The 13,737-nt window shown below is 56.3% G+C and carries 14 protein-coding genes; 12 read left to right on the top strand and 2 right to left on the bottom strand.

The window, feature by feature from the left end:
- The first annotated feature begins 66 nt into the window (after window positions 1–66).
- From mutM to recF, 6 genes are all read left to right on the top strand, one after another.
- Window positions 67–918, top strand: coding sequence for a bifunctional DNA-formamidopyrimidine glycosylase/DNA-(apurinic or apyrimidinic site) lyase (mutM, locus tag AC2TCY_RS00490; protein ID WP_480844755.1), 852 nt, complete (start codon window positions 67–69; stop codon window positions 916–918).
- Between the two features lie 65 nt (window positions 919–983).
- Window positions 984–1,760 (top strand): enoyl-CoA hydratase, encoded by a 777-nt coding sequence (locus AC2TCY_RS00485; RefSeq protein WP_480844754.1) that lies wholly within the window; start codon window positions 984–986, stop codon window positions 1,758–1,760.
- Between the two features lie 230 nt (window positions 1,761–1,990).
- Window positions 1,991–2,254 (top strand): 30S ribosomal protein S20, encoded by a 264-nt coding sequence (gene rpsT / locus AC2TCY_RS00480; RefSeq protein ID WP_480844753.1) that lies wholly within the window; start codon window positions 1,991–1,993, stop codon window positions 2,252–2,254.
- A gap of 533 nt (window positions 2,255–2,787) precedes the next feature.
- Window positions 2,788–4,173 (top strand): chromosomal replication initiator protein DnaA, encoded by a 1,386-nt coding sequence (gene dnaA, locus AC2TCY_RS00475; RefSeq protein ID WP_480844752.1) that lies wholly within the window; start codon window positions 2,788–2,790, stop codon window positions 4,171–4,173.
- Between the two features lie 226 nt (window positions 4,174–4,399).
- Window positions 4,400–5,521 (top strand): DNA polymerase III subunit beta, encoded by a 1,122-nt coding sequence (gene dnaN / locus AC2TCY_RS00470; protein WP_480844751.1) that lies wholly within the window; start codon window positions 4,400–4,402, stop codon window positions 5,519–5,521.
- A gap of 59 nt (window positions 5,522–5,580) precedes the next feature.
- Entirely contained in the window at window positions 5,581–6,678 is a 1,098-nt protein-coding gene (gene recF, locus AC2TCY_RS00465) for a DNA replication/repair protein RecF (protein ID WP_480844750.1), read from the top strand.
- Here the strand turns inward: recF and AC2TCY_RS00460 are convergent.
- A complete protein-coding gene (locus AC2TCY_RS00460; protein ID WP_480844749.1) occupies window positions 6,675–7,241 on the bottom strand; it encodes a carboxymuconolactone decarboxylase family protein in 567 nt (188 codons plus the stop codon). The two genes, recF and AC2TCY_RS00460, sit on opposite strands and share 4 nt — an antisense overlap.
- A 100-nt stretch (window positions 7,242–7,341) precedes the next feature.
- Here AC2TCY_RS00460 and AC2TCY_RS00455 point away from each other — a divergent pair, with 100 nt between their 5' ends.
- The 6 genes from AC2TCY_RS00455 (at window position 7,342) to AC2TCY_RS00430 (ending at window position 12,474) form a co-directional block, all read left to right on the top strand.
- The gene (locus AC2TCY_RS00455; RefSeq protein WP_480844748.1) at window positions 7,342–7,914 is read left to right on the top strand and encodes a TetR/AcrR family transcriptional regulator; all 573 of its coding nucleotides are present in this window, start codon (window positions 7,342–7,344) and stop codon (window positions 7,912–7,914) included.
- A gap of 125 nt (window positions 7,915–8,039) precedes the next feature.
- Window positions 8,040–10,457, top strand: coding sequence for a DNA topoisomerase (ATP-hydrolyzing) subunit B (gene gyrB / locus AC2TCY_RS00450; protein ID WP_480844747.1), 2,418 nt, complete (start codon window positions 8,040–8,042; stop codon window positions 10,455–10,457).
- Between the two features lie 118 nt (window positions 10,458–10,575).
- Entirely contained in the window at window positions 10,576–10,752 is a 177-nt protein-coding gene (locus tag AC2TCY_RS00445; protein ID WP_480844746.1) for a hypothetical protein, read from the top strand.
- Window positions 10,749–11,144 (top strand): hypothetical protein, encoded by a 396-nt coding sequence (locus tag AC2TCY_RS00440; protein WP_480844745.1) that lies wholly within the window; start codon window positions 10,749–10,751, stop codon window positions 11,142–11,144. The genes AC2TCY_RS00445 and AC2TCY_RS00440 overlap by 4 nt, the downstream gene beginning before the upstream one ends.
- A gap of 739 nt (window positions 11,145–11,883) precedes the next feature.
- Window positions 11,884–12,135, top strand: a complete 252-nt coding sequence (locus AC2TCY_RS00435) for a hypothetical protein (RefSeq protein ID WP_480844744.1) — start codon at window positions 11,884–11,886, stop codon at window positions 12,133–12,135.
- Window positions 12,136–12,156: 21 nt separating this feature from the next.
- Window positions 12,157–12,474 carry a DUF7737 domain-containing protein gene (locus AC2TCY_RS00430; RefSeq protein WP_480845471.1) on the top strand — a complete coding sequence of 106 codons (318 nt, stop codon included), beginning with the start codon at window positions 12,157–12,159 and terminating at the stop codon, window positions 12,472–12,474.
- 344 nt (window positions 12,475–12,818) lie between these two features.
- Here AC2TCY_RS00430 and AC2TCY_RS00425 read toward each other — a convergent pair whose 3' ends face one another.
- Window positions 12,819–13,691, bottom strand: coding sequence for a LysR family transcriptional regulator (locus AC2TCY_RS00425; protein ID WP_480844743.1), 873 nt, complete (start codon window positions 13,689–13,691; stop codon window positions 12,819–12,821).
- Between the last annotated feature and the right edge of the window lie 46 nt (window positions 13,692–13,737).

Here is a 13,737-nt window from a genome sequence, read left to right as displayed (position 1 = left end):
ATTTCGCCTCTGTTATAGGGCTCTGGAACAGGGGCACAATGCGGCCCTTTGATTTAGGAGCCCCAAATGCCCGAATTGCCTGAGGTCGAGACAGTAAGACGCGGCCTGACCCCCGCGATGGAGGGGGTGGTAATCGTAAAGGCGGATGTGAATCGTCCTGATCTGCGCTGGCCGTTTCCCGAACGCATGGCTGAGCGGCTGACCGGGCAGCGAGTAGACCGTCTGCGGCGGCGATCGAAATACATCCTGGCCGACCTCGGCAGTGGCGAGACTTTGTTGATCCATCTGGGCATGTCGGGGCGTATGACAGTGTCCGGTGATCCGCTTGGGCAGTTTGCGCATAACCATCCCGCTCCGGAAAAGCACGACCATGTGGTCTTTCACATGGCCAATGGCGCGCGCGTCACGTTCAATGACCCGCGCCGGTTCGGGGCAATGGACTTGATGCCAACGTCAACCGCTGAAGATCACAAGCTGCTGTCGGTTCTGGGGCCGGAACCACTGGGCAACGACTTTCACGAGCAACACTTGGTTGAAGCGTTTCGAGGGAAGAACAGTCCGGTCAAATCCGCATTGCTGGATCAGGGAATCGTTGCCGGATTGGGCAATATCTACGTCTGTGAGGCTCTTTATCGCGCCGGTGTGTCGCCACGTCGCAAAGCCGGACAAATTTCCGCACTGCGTGTGGCGGCGCTGGTTCCGATCATCCGGCAGGTGTTGCAGGACGCCATTGAGGCAGGCGGGTCTTCTCTACGGGATTTCCGCCAAGCCGATGGAGAACTTGGATATTTCCAGCACAGCTTTGATGTTTATGGCCGTGAGGGAAAGCCCTGCCGGACCGAAGGTTGCGGTGCCGCGATCAAGAGAATCACTCAGTCCGGTCGCTCATCCTTCTATTGCGCGCAATGCCAAAGATAACTTGATCCAGCGAAATCGCGTGATAAGGAATCGTACCTGAACGGAACAACCGGAACTTTGACCTCATGGCATTTGAGACGATCATCGTCGAAATCGAAGACCACGTCGCCCTTATCAAGCTCAACCGACCAGACGCGATGAATGCGCTGAACACCCAGTTACTGGGTGAACTGTGCGACGCGCTGGAATACGCAGACAGCAACGACAAAGTGCGCTGCATCGTCGTTACGGGTTCGGACAAGGCTTTCGCCGCCGGCGCGGACATCAAGGAAATGTCGGAGATGAGCTTTGTTGATGTGTTCAACATCAACCTTTTTGCCGACGCCAATGATCGTGTCACGGCCATTCGCAAGCCTATCATTGCGGCTGTTGGCGGCTATGCGCTGGGCGGCGGGTGCGAATTGGCGATGCTGTGCGATTTCATTATCGCTGCTGATACGGCCAAGTTCGGGCAACCCGAAATCAATCTGGGCGTTATTGCCGGTCTGGGCGGCAGCCAGCGCCTGACGCGGTTCGTGGGCAAATCCAAATCGATGGACATGAACCTGACCGGCCGTTTCATGGATGCCGAAGAGGCTGAGCGTGCCGGATTGGTCAGCCGTGTTGTTCCAGCCAAAAAGCTGATCGACGAGGCGATGGGCGCAGCCCAGAAGATTGCCGAAAAATCTCAGCTGACCGCGATTGCGGCCAAAGAGGCTGTGAACCGCAGCTATGAGGTTCCGCTGAGCGAAGGGATGCTGTTCGAACGCCGCGTGTTCCATTCGATGTTCGCCACCGAGGATCAGAAGGAAGGCATGGCGGCTTTCCTTGAAAAGCGTGCAGCGCAATTCCGCGACAAGTAAGCCGCGTTAATTGTCCTGAGAACAGGCGGGCAAGTCCCGCCTTTTTCGTGGACGGCTTGAAAGTCACAAGAATCAGCTTGGCAAACCCTGCAAACTTGGATAGAGACCGCCGCTATACATGCGCGTGCGGCCCGCTCTGGCCCGACTCACACTCGTGATCGATGACCCGGTGCGGAGATATCCGTGGCGCGCAAAACCAGATAACCGTACCGAACAAAGGTCAAAGACACATGGCAAATTCGCCCCAGGCAAAGAAGCGCGCACGTCAGAACGAAAAGCGTTTCGCAATCAACAAAGCACGTCGTTCGCGCATCCGTACCTATCTGCGCAAAGTAGAAGAAGCGATCGCATCCGGTGACAAGGAAGTGGCAACCGCAGCTCTGCGTGAGGCTCAGCCTGAACTGATGCGCGGCGTCACCAAAGGTGTCTTCCACAAGAACACTGCTTCTCGCAAAATGTCGCGTCTGTCGGCGCGCGTTAAAGCGCTGGGTTGATTCTCGGAAAAGCACGTCAAGTGTTAATTCTTGAAAGAGGCGTCGCACCATGCGGCGCCTTTTTCATTGTTGCCGGAATGCCGCGTCTTCCCGAGCCCGAGAGATTCTTTCGCTCTCAGACCCGAGTCAATATCAGAGTTTCGTTGCCGCAACCCGTGCCCTCTTGTTACCACTAAGTCAGCGATTCACTCGCTTGGGGGGACAGGCTGTTCCAAAGATCGAACTGACGGGCATCAGGATGATCTAGGGACGAATGTTCGAAAACCGGCAATTGCCGGACGGACGATCTGCTGTGGGTCTCGGGTTTCCGACGATTCTCGCCCTGTCGAAAAACTGGATTGTGACGCGTGCCTTAGATGGCCGATATGTTCTGCTGTGGGACAGGCTTTGGCGCGCAGACTTTCATAAAATACCCGCCGGATCGGGCGATCCGGCGCAAGGGTATCCTTGTGTGTGAACGCAAAATATTAGGGAACCTGGCCGTTTTGATAAGGCTGACAGGTCGATAATTAATGGGATGCGTGAGGCGCTGAATGACACAAGAGAAATGGGGACAACTGCGTAGCAAGTTGCTGAAAGCCGTCGGTAAGAATAATTTCACCACCTGGATTGAACCTCTGGAATTTAAAGAGTTGCAGGATGGTGTGGCTGTATTCTCAGTGCCGACCAACTTTATGGGCAACTACGTCAGTCAAAATTTCGCGGACCTTATTCTCTATGAGCTGAACACCTCGGGTGAGACAGTGCAGCGTCTGGCTTTCCGCACGGCAGCCAACTCGCCAGTGCGTCCTGCACCATCCGCAGACGAACCCCAGAAGATCGCCCGACCGGAACAATCTGTATCTGCGACAGACTTAGCGAATGGAGCGCTCGAAGCTCTGCAGGCGGCGCCGCTGGACGCGCGGTTCACCTTTGACAGTTTTGTCGTTGGCAAACCCAACGAGCTTGCCCATGCCGCCGCGCGCCGCGTATCCGAGGGCGGGCCGGTCACCTTCAATCCGCTGGTTCTTTATGGTGGCGTGGGTTTGGGTAAAACCCACCTGATGCATGCCATCGCATGGGAGCTGAAAACCAAGCATCCAGAGCTGAACGTACTCTATCTGTCTGCCGAACAGTTCATGTACCGCTTCGTTCAGGCACTGCGTGAGCGTCGGATGATGGATTTCAAACATCTGTTCCGTTCGGTGGACGTGCTGATGGTCGATGACGTGCAGTTCATCGCTGGCAAGGATTCCACACAGGAGGAATTCTTCCACACGTTCAATGCCCTGGTGGATCAGAACAAGCAGATCATCATCTCGGCCGACCGCGCTCCGGGTGAGATCAAGGATCTTGAGGACCGGGTGAAGTCGCGTTTGCAATGCGGTCTGGTCGTTGATCTGCATCCGACCGATTATGAACTGCGTCTGGGTATCCTGCAAAACAAGGTGCAGCAATACAGCAGCACCTATCCCGACCTGACGATCGCCGACGGTGTTTTGGAATTCCTCGCCCATCGTATCTCGACCAACGTTCGCGTGCTGGAAGGCGCCCTGACACGTTTGTTCGCCTTTGCCTCTCTGGTGGGGCGTGAGATCGATATGGAGCTGACACAGGATTGTTTGGCTGACGTGCTGCGCGCCTCGGAACGCAAGATCACTGTCGAAGAGATCCAGCGCAAAGTGTCAGATTACTATAATATCCGCCTGTCCGACATCATCGGGCCGAAACGCCTCCGCTCGTATGCGCGTCCGCGTCAGGTTGCGATGTATCTGTGCAAACAGCTGACCAGCCGGTCACTGCCCGAGATTGGCCGCCGCTTTGGCGGGCGGGACCACACCACGGTCATGCACGGCGTCAAGCGCATTGAAGAGCTGAAGCTGACCGATGGCCAGATCGCCGAAGACGTGGAAATGCTGCGCCGCTCGCTGGAGGCCTGACTTAAATCATCCACGCTCACGAAATGCCCCGGCCACAGGTCCGGGGTTTTTTCTTGTGCGCTATTGTCCACGGTCGAAGATGAACTGTGCCCGTACAGCCACGTGCCTCTTGACGGTAGGGGCAATCCGACCCAGAAAACCATAAAAAATCCTTGTGCCTCAGGGTGGAACCGCTAACGTGCCAGTCCCGCCCATTTTCGGCACGCAAGTCAGAGGAATAGAGGGTATGAAGATCAGCATCGAACGCGGCACCCTTCTCAAGGCCGTCTCTCAGGCCCAGTCCGTTGTGGAACGCCGCAACACAATTCCGATCCTGGCCAATGTGCTGATTGAGGCGGAAGGCGATCAGGTCCTGTTTCGGGCAACCGATCTGGACATCGAGGTAGTCGACAAAGCCCCCGCACAAGTCGAAAAGGCTGGCGCAACAACGGTTGCCGCAACCACGTTGCATGAGATTGTGCGCAAACTGCCCGACGGAGCCTTGGTAACTCTGACCGCCGACAGCGCCGCAGGTCGTCTGACGGTCGAGGCTGGGCGCTCGAATTTCTCGTTGGCGACACTGCCGAAAGAAGATTTCCCGGTGATGGCGTCGTCGGAATACCAATCAAACTTCACGGCCTCGGCCGCATTGCTGCGCCGTCTGTTCGACAAATCGAAATTTGCGATCTCGACGGAAGAGACACGGTACTACCTGAATGGTGTCTACATGCACGTGACCGATGGCCCCGAAGGCGGCAAGGTGTTGCGCTGTGTGGCAACGGATGGTCACCGTCTTGCCCGCATCGACGCGGATTGTCCCGATGGCGCGGCGGACATGCCGGGCGTAATCGTACCGCGCAAGACCGTCGGTGAGCTGCGCAAGCTGCTGGACGATGACGAGATGGATATCGCTGTTTCGGTCAGCGAAACCAAGGTGCGTTTCGCTACACCGGACATCACGCTGACGTCGAAGGTGATCGACGGAACCTTCCCCGACTACACGCGCGTCATTCCGCAGGGCAACACCCGCAAGATGGAAGTGGATGCCGCCGAATTCGCACAGGCCGTGGACCGGGTTGCAACTGTGTCGTCAGAACGCTCGCGCGCCGTGAAGCTGCAACTGGACGGTGACAAACTGGTGCTGTCGGTAAACGCCCCTGACAGCGGTGCGGCAGAGGAAGAATTGGCTGTCGCTTATGGCGACGAGCGGTTGGAAATCGGCTTCAATGCCAAATACCTGCTGGAGATTGCGTCTCAGGTGGATCGCGAAAATGCGGTGTTCCTGTTCAATTCCGCAGGTGATCCGACATTGATGCGTGAAGGCAATGACCAGAGCGCGGTTTACGTGGTCATGCCGATGCGCGTCTGATTGCGCTGACGGTCGATGCCTCCGACGGAGGTTTATCAAAACAGAAGAAGGGAGGGGTCATGACTTTGGCCCTGACCGAGCTTACGGTCTCGTACTTTCGGTCCCACAAGCTGACGCGGTTGTCGTTGGATGGGCGGCCGGTGGCCATTCATGGTCCAAACGGGGCCGGCAAAACCAACATCCTTGAAGCGGTGTCTTTGTTCTCGCCCGGTCGCGGGATGCGACGGGCAAGTGCGGCCGAGATGACGAGGCGACCCGAGGCGCTGGGCTGGAAATTGTCCGGGCTGTTGCAGGCGCAGGGTCAACAATATGAGATTGAGACCTGGTCTGAAAGCGGCGCGGCGCGTCAGGTTCGGGTTGATGAAAAGGCTGCGACGCAGATCGATCTGGGAAAGCTGGCGCGCGTCGTCTGGTTGATTCCGTCAATGGACCGTTTGTGGATCGAAGGAGCCGAGGGTCGGCGGCGGTTTCTGGACCGGCTCGCCCTGAGTTTTGATCCCACCCATGCCGAAGCTTCCCTGACCTATGAAAAGGCAATGCGGGAACGTAACCGCCTGCTGAAAGAACAAGTACGGGACGCGCACTGGTATGCCGCGCTTGAGGGGCAGATGGCTGAGATGGGCCATCGCATCCACGCGGCACGACTGGCCGCTTTGGATTATTTGCGCGCGGCGCAGGCTCAAGCCGAAACGGCTTTTCCATCTGCGGAGCTGGAACTGGTGCAGACCGAGGGCGCCATGCCTGAGACATCGGACGATCTGCGCGAGGCGCTGACCGAAAGCCGCTTTCGCGATTTGGCGGCGGGCCGGACATTGGTGGGCCCGCATCGGTCGGATTTATGGGGCGTGTATGCTGCCAAGGGCGTTCCCGCCAAGGATTGCTCGACCGGAGAGCAGAAGGCGCTTTTGGTCTCACTGATCCTGTCCAACGCGCGGGCGCTGGCCGGCCTGGTTGGGGCGCCGCCGATTGTTTTGCTGGATGAGGTGGCGGCACATCTGGACGCCGGGCGCCGGGCGGCGCTGTATGATGAGATCTGCGCGCTTGGCGCTCAGGCCTGGATGACGGGCACCGGGCCTGAGCTGTTTGCGGATCTGGGCGATCGCGCCCAGACGCTGGTTGTGACCGAAGGTGATGAAGGTTCGGTCGTGACCCCTTAAGCGAGTTCGCTGACTTTGCGTTTCCAAAGTAGGGGATGGAAGACCTCGTCTACCGGCGTTTGAGCCATGTGGTTGACGTAGTTCGACATGGTTTTCTGTGCAAGCCCCAGAACCACGTCCAATACCGCGCGGTGCGAATAGCCGGCATCAAAGAACGCCTGCATCTGCTCGTCAGTGACGTTGCCACGCTGGTGCATCATCTGCAGGGTGAAAGTACGCAGCGCCTCGAGCTTGGCGTTGGGCAACGGAGTTTCGTCACGCAGGGCGTTGGTGATCTCGTCCGGCACCTTCATCATCTTTGCGATGCCGGTATGGGCCGGGACACAGTAGTGGCATTCGTTTTCTACATTGATGGTCTGCCAGACAACGGTTTTCTCATCGTTGTCGAAATCGGTCTGCAGGAACAGGTTGTGCAGAACCTGATAGCCTTCCAGATGCTGGGGGCTCTCAGACATAACCTTGTGCAGGCCGGGCAAGCGACCAAAAGCTGCCTGAGATTTTTCCAGCAGGGGTTTGGATCCTTCAGGGGCGGTGGTCAGATCGTGGGATGGAAAGTTTGCCATGTCGAAACTCCATTTTTTGGCGCGATGACTCCGAAATAGGGTTTATTGAGCAATCACTCAAGTATATATTTGAATGATCATTCAAGAAATGGTGAGGTCGATGCCCCGAAAACCCTCGTATGACCGTGATGCGCTGATTGACCAGGCCAGGGATATTTTCTGGCGTCAGGGCTGGGCGGGGACGTCGCTGAAAGATCTGGAGCGCGAGTTGAAGCTGAAGCCAGGCAGCTTTTACGCGGCTTTCGGGTCCAAGGATGCGCTCTATGCTCTTGCGTTAGAGCGTTATACGCGCGCTGGTGTAGCCCGCCTGTCGGCCTTGGCGGAACAACTGGGTCCCAAGCGGGCGCTGCAGGCGCAGCCGCAGCTGGTGATCGAGGCGACAGAGATGCCCGTGAAGGCATGCATGCTTGCAAAAACCTATGCCGAGTTGCATGCAAAAGACCATGAGTTGGCCGAAAAAGCTGCCATACACATGGCCGAGATGAAAGCTTGCTTCGCCGACCTCTTTCGTCGCGCGCAGGAGCTGGGCGAACTCAGTTCCGATCACGATCCGGAGAAACTGGCGATGCGCTATCAATCCGACCTTCTGGGGTTGCGTTTATCGGCAGATCGCAGGGATGTAGATGCGCGGGCAATCGCGGCGGATATTGCGGCGGATATCGATCGTCTTTGACCGAATGGCGGCAGTTCGCCGAGTAATCCTGATTCACCCGATTCCACCACAAAATATTGGGGGATCGCGTGACAATCCCCACCAGAGAACGTATAAGTTACCAAAATAATATAGGTACTCACGGAATGTCCGAAGACGCACAGGCACCTCAGGAATACGGCGCTGATTCCATCAAAGTTCTCAAAGGGTTAGAGGCGGTTCGCAAGCGCCCTGGCATGTATATCGGGGACACGGATGATGGCTCGGGGCTGCACCATATGGTGTATGAGGTGGTCGATAACGGAATTGATGAGGCTCTGGCCGATCATGCCGATCATGTGACCGTGAAAATTCACGCGGATTCCAGTGTTTCCGTCAGCGATAACGGCCGCGGAATTCCGGTTGATATCCACGCGGAAGAGGGTGTCTCTGCCGCCGAGGTCATCATGACCCAGTTGCACGCGGGCGGTAAGTTCGACAGCAACTCGTACAAGGTGTCGGGCGGCTTGCATGGCGTGGGCGTTTCGGTCGTGAACGCCCTGTCGAAATGGCTGGAACTGCGCATCTGGCGCAACGGCAAGGAACACTTGGCCCGCTTCGAAAGCGGAGAGACTGTGGAGCATCTGAAAGTGGTCGGCGAATGCGGCGATCGTACCGGAACCGAGGTGCGGTTCCTCGCCTCAACGGACACATTCTCGAATCTGGAATATTCCTTCGAGACGCTTGAAAAGCGCCTGCGCGAGCTGGCGTTCCTGAACTCAGGTGTGCGGATCATCCTGATCGACGAACGCCCGGCGGAACGGCTTGAGACCGAGTTGTTCTACGAGGGTGGCGTGAAGGAGTTCGTCAAGTATCTGGACCGTTCCAAATCCGCCGCGATGCCTGAACCGATTTATATCAAGGGCGAACGCGACGATATCGGCGTTGAAATCGCGATGTGGTGGAATGACAGCTATCACGAGACGGTTCTGCCATTTACAAACAACATCCCGCAACGCGACGGCGGCACGCACGTGGCGGGTTTCCGCGGTGCGCTGACCCGAACGATCAACAACTACGCGCAGTCCAGTGGCATCGCGAAAAAGGAAAAGGTCAGCTTTACCGGCGACGATGCGCGCGAAGGTCTGACCTGCGTGCTGTCGGTGAAAGTGCCCGATCCCAAGTTCTCGTCTCAGACCAAGGACAAACTGGTTTCGTCCGAGGTGCGACCTGCGGTCGAAGGTCTGATGAACGAAAAACTGTCCGAGTGGTTCGAAGAGAACCCGAACGAAGCCAAAATCATTGTCGGCAAAATCATTGAGGCCGCATTGGCCCGCGAAGCTGCCCGCAAAGCCCGCGAACTGACCCGCCGCAAGACAGCGATGGATGTGAACTTTCTGGCTGGTAAGCTAAAGGATTGTTCGGAAAAAGATCCGACAAAAACCGAAGTCTTTCTGGTCGAGGGGGACTCTGCGGGCGGATCTGCACAAACTGGTCGCGACCGGCAAACGCAAGCGATCTTGCCCCTCAAGGGTAAAATTCTGAACGTTGAGCGCGCGCGGTTCGATCGGATGTTGGGCAGTCAGGAAATCGGTAACCTCGTCATGGCGCTGGGCACCGGTATCGGGCGCGATGAATTCAACATCGAAAAGCTGCGTTACCACAAAATCGTCATCATGACCGACGCGGACGTGGATGGTGCCCATATTCGGACCCTATTGCTGACTTTTTTCTACCGGCAGATGCCTGAACTGATCGAAGGCGGTTACCTCTACATCGCGCAGCCGCCGCTTTACAAAGTATCGCGCGGCAAGTCCGAGGTGTATCTAAAGGATCAGGCGGCGATGGATGAATACCTGGTCAATCAGGGCGTCGAAGGGGCAGTTCTGAAACTCGGTACGGGCGAGGAAATCATTGGTCAGGACCTCACCCGCGTGGTGGACGAAGCACGTCAGCTCAAACGTGTTCTTGACGCCTTCCCGACCCACTACCCCCGCCATATTCTGGAGCAAGCCGCCGTTGCCGGCGCCTTTGTACCGGGCGCAGTGGATGCCGATTTGCAAGGCGTGGCCAATAAAGTTGCGGCCCGGCTGGACCTGATCGCGCTGGAATACGAGCGCGGTTGGCAAGGTCGGATTACACAAGATCACGGCATCCGTCTGGCCCGTATCCTGCGCGGCGTCGAGGAGGTCCGCACTCTGGACGGCCCGATGCTACGCTCGGGCGAGGCAAGAAAGACCGGAAGCTTTACTCAAAGTCTGCAAGAGATTTATAACACTCCGGCAACGCTGGTCCGCCGCGATCGCAGCCAGGTAATCCACGGGCCTCTGGACCTGTTGCGTGCGATTCTGGAAGAGGGTGAGAAGGGCCTGTCCCTGCAACGCTACAAAGGTCTGGGCGAAATGAACCCCGATCAGCTGTGGGAAACCACGCTTGACCCCGATGCGCGAACGCTGTTGCAAGTGCGTGTAGATGACATGGTCGAAGCGGATGATTTGTTCACGAAGCTGATGGGCGATGTCGTCGAACCGCGTCGCGAGTTTATCCAGCAAAACGCGCTGAGCGTCGAAAACCTGGATTTCTAGACAATTTGTAGGATCACCCATAATCGTTCGCGACGCCCATAATCGTTCGCGCTGGTGCGTCTGGACGACCTCTGGGTTAGGACAAAATCGGCCCCAAATTTCATCGAATTTTGAGGGTATGAAGAAAACGGTTGTCGGCTTTGCCGGCACCGTTGATTTTCATCTTGTGGCTGTGAATTTTCTAACGACGATCTCGGGTCGCGAGATTGCTCAAATCAGCACCAGATTTCGCGACAAAACACCCCTGGTGGCCGCAGGTGGAAGCACTGCGCATCTGGAGATTCTTGCGCTATGACAGAGATGATCGAAAAATATGACGGGCGCCAAATTGGTATCGATGGGGTTCAGCATGAAGTCATCGGTCGAGTTGTCGGGCGGCCTGCAGTGCAGCTCAAATCGCCTGAAGGCGTGGTTCACGAGATATCCGACACAGATTTCCGGCATCAAATATCGCTTGGCAACGTTGCACCTGATGAGCAGGCATCAGCTTCCGGTCGATACATAAGTAGCGAAGAGAGATTAAACGCGCAGTTTCGATCTGAAGTCATCAACATGGCCGGGAGACTGCGGCAAGATGGCTTCAATTGGGAAGAGCGGATCACATTGATGCGTAAGCACTTTCTTGCGGATCTGCGTTTCGCAAAGCATGCAGAAAGGTTTTCTGGCGTCCGGGCTATTCAGAAATGAACAAAGGCACATCGTGAGCAAGGTGACGTTGGCCTCGAGGATGGCCGTTACCGATCCGGGAATAGAACTACTCGCAACGATGCGCTTTTCGAAGAAATTGTCCTCGATATTCTGGAAGAGCAGTATCTGAAAACGGACCGCAAAACAGCGAAGGCGGTCTGGAGAGATGCCCGAGCCGTTTATCTCGAGCGATGTGCCAACTATGGCATTGAACCGCAACCGCATGGCCAAAAGGTTGTTGATCGGATCATCCGCAGCCTGCCGCACGCCGACGTTGTGAAAACACGCGTCGGCGGTCACGAGGCCAAAATGCGGCTCGTGCAAGCGGGTCACTTTGCGCGAGTAGAAAGGCCATTCGAACGCGTGGAGATGGACAGCACTCAAGTCGATCTGTTTGTCGTTGTCGATGACAAAGGAACAGTGAGCCGACCATGGGATTGCGCGGCCATTGATTGCGCGACAGGAATGTGCGTCGGCATGCAACTCAGCCTGAAAGAACCGGCGTCCGTTCTGACTGTCCAGACACTGAAGGAAATGATGCTGCCCAATGGCGGTCCGGCTCTATGGTTTGTCCGGCGGTCGCGTCGGGCAAGTGCTCCGTATTTTGAAGGGCGCCTCGGCCGTCATGAAGGACAACGTGATGACGTTTCAAGACGTTGTTCGAGCCGCGAGGCAACTGGTTCAGGTTCAGGCTGTGCCGGAATGGTTCCTCCAACCAGAACTCCCAACTGACACCTAATTGGCCAGTTCCTACGTAGCAGTCATGCACGAAGCGGGACTTAAGTTTCACAAGCTGGACAGCAAAGCGCGGTTTGGACGCGGCGACGAGCAGCCGCTGGAGGAGATTCCGTCAAGGGTATTTTCCGAAATCCTGCGCCATTGTGATTTATTCACGTCTGTGTCCTCGATCAGTCTGGACCCAGAATGGGAGGATCGTGGACGTGATGCCGAGCACCCGAGCCAATGGCGCCGGGACGCAGACATTTATTAGGCTACCAGCCACACTCGGCGGCTGGAAGGGTCCGCCAAAACGCGTCGCGAGATGCTTGAAATTCTGTTGCCGCGCCTGAAGAAAGCCAAATATTTCAGCTTGGATGACATGCATCTGAAAGTGCAGGGCAGAAAACACGCATATCTGATTCACCTGGGTTCTGCGGCCGTTCATCTTGAAGCAAACCGAAGACATGTTTGCATTGTTCCAGATGCGAAACCCAAAAAGATCGCACTGCCATTCGAAGGTGATGCAACTCTCTCTACGATTCTTAGCAAAGCGTTCCTGTTGGTCGATGACGACAAAATCACCGATCCGGTCATTTTGAACCAGATTTAGCGGTTGGTAGACAGAAATGCTCCTCAAGCCTTCATTGGAGTTCAGGAGCTTGAGTTGGGACTTGAAAAAAGTTTTTCAAACTCAGGACAAACCAATCAACCAGGCTTTGGCCCAAGCAATCGAGCCGCGGGTCTCATTACTTGCAAGCGATTACAGCTATGCAGCCCGTGTCATTCTCGGCTTCAACAAGCCTACGCCCATACCGCTAATGAGCCCCGGCGTAGCTGGCGCTGAGGCTCATTTATGTTCCGCCACACGGAATGCGTCAGACGCCTGTGGAGGCCCTATATGCAGATCTGATGGTAACCGATGATGTCTGACGTGACATTGCTTTCGAGCGGTGGTCACGCCCAAGACAATTCGGCCAACCAGGATTTGACAGTGGTTACCGACAAACGCGCTTCATCTGAATGCGATAGCAGCCACACATCCCGTGCCATGCCTGATTTCGACGGCTCTGTGTCGATACAACGAAACCTTTTGTCTGCGCCGCAGACCAGCTTCGGCAGGACAGCTTTCCCATATCCTCTCGCCGTTGCCTCCAGAGCGGTGTCGATATCCGAAACCCGGAAACCGCATGGGCGCTGTTTGAGGTGCTTTCGAAGCTCCTCTGTCCATCGCGCCTGCGGAAGGGATACTGAGGCATCATCGTAGCAAATCCAGTCAGCGCTATCCTGCTGTTCTTTTGTCAGCTGCGATCCGCAATACGCATCGAACCCCAATTCGCCGAGTTTTTGGGCGTTTGTCGTCAAACCGCCCTGTTCGGGGCGGGAGAAGCGGATGGCCAGATCGGCCTCGCGTTTTGTCAGGTCGATGTTTCGTGCTTCAGGAACCAGCTCGACGGTCAGGTGTGGATGCTTGTCGCCCAGCTTTCCGAGGTGAGGCAGAATGACCTGATTGATGATCACGGGAACGGCGCTGATCCTGATCGTGCCTGCAACCTGGCCGGAGGACTGATCCAGATGCTCTCTTAGCACCGTGTTTTCGCGTTCCATGGTTTCAGCGTGCTCGAGTATTTGATGAGCTGATTCAACCAATTGATGCCGACCCGCTTCGTTTCGGACAAAGAGGGTCATGCCCAGCGTCTGTTGCAACCGTTTCAAACGTCGCGCGACCGTCGTTTCGTTCACACCGCACCGCCGTGCCGCATCCGACAGCGTGCCTGTTCTGTGCAGCGCGAGCAGATATTTGAAGTCATCCCAATCATGATCCTGCATTTTTGCAGATTAGACTGGTAAAATTACTTTGCCAAACAGCAAATTT

This window comes from Ruegeria sp. HKCCD7181, from assembly GCF_057221055.1.
Note: the sequence above shows the minus strand (reverse complement) of the source record. Positions and strands in the feature narration are given on the sequence as shown.

Coding starts and splice junctions, on each gene's coding strand:
- mutM (WP_480844755.1), top strand. CDS start 67: ATGCCCGAATTGCCTGAGGTCGAGACAGTAAGACGCGGCCTGACCCCC.
- AC2TCY_RS00485 (WP_480844754.1), top strand. CDS start 984: ATGGCATTTGAGACGATCATCGTCGAAATCGAAGACCACGTCGCCCTT.
- rpsT (WP_480844753.1), top strand. CDS start 1,991: ATGGCAAATTCGCCCCAGGCAAAGAAGCGCGCACGTCAGAACGAAAAG.
- dnaA (WP_480844752.1), top strand. CDS start 2,788: ATGACACAAGAGAAATGGGGACAACTGCGTAGCAAGTTGCTGAAAGCC.
- dnaN (WP_480844751.1), top strand. CDS start 4,400: ATGAAGATCAGCATCGAACGCGGCACCCTTCTCAAGGCCGTCTCTCAG.
- recF (WP_480844750.1), top strand. CDS start 5,581: ATGACTTTGGCCCTGACCGAGCTTACGGTCTCGTACTTTCGGTCCCAC.
- AC2TCY_RS00460 (WP_480844749.1), bottom strand. CDS start 7,241: ATGGCAAACTTTCCATCCCACGATCTGACCACCGCCCCTGAAGGATCC.
- AC2TCY_RS00455 (WP_480844748.1), top strand. CDS start 7,342: ATGCCCCGAAAACCCTCGTATGACCGTGATGCGCTGATTGACCAGGCC.
- gyrB (WP_480844747.1), top strand. CDS start 8,040: ATGTCCGAAGACGCACAGGCACCTCAGGAATACGGCGCTGATTCCATC.
- AC2TCY_RS00445 (WP_480844746.1), top strand. CDS start 10,576: ATGAAGAAAACGGTTGTCGGCTTTGCCGGCACCGTTGATTTTCATCTT.
- AC2TCY_RS00440 (WP_480844745.1), top strand. CDS start 10,749: ATGACAGAGATGATCGAAAAATATGACGGGCGCCAAATTGGTATCGAT.
- AC2TCY_RS00425 (WP_480844743.1), bottom strand. CDS start 13,691: ATGCAGGATCATGATTGGGATGACTTCAAATATCTGCTCGCGCTGCAC.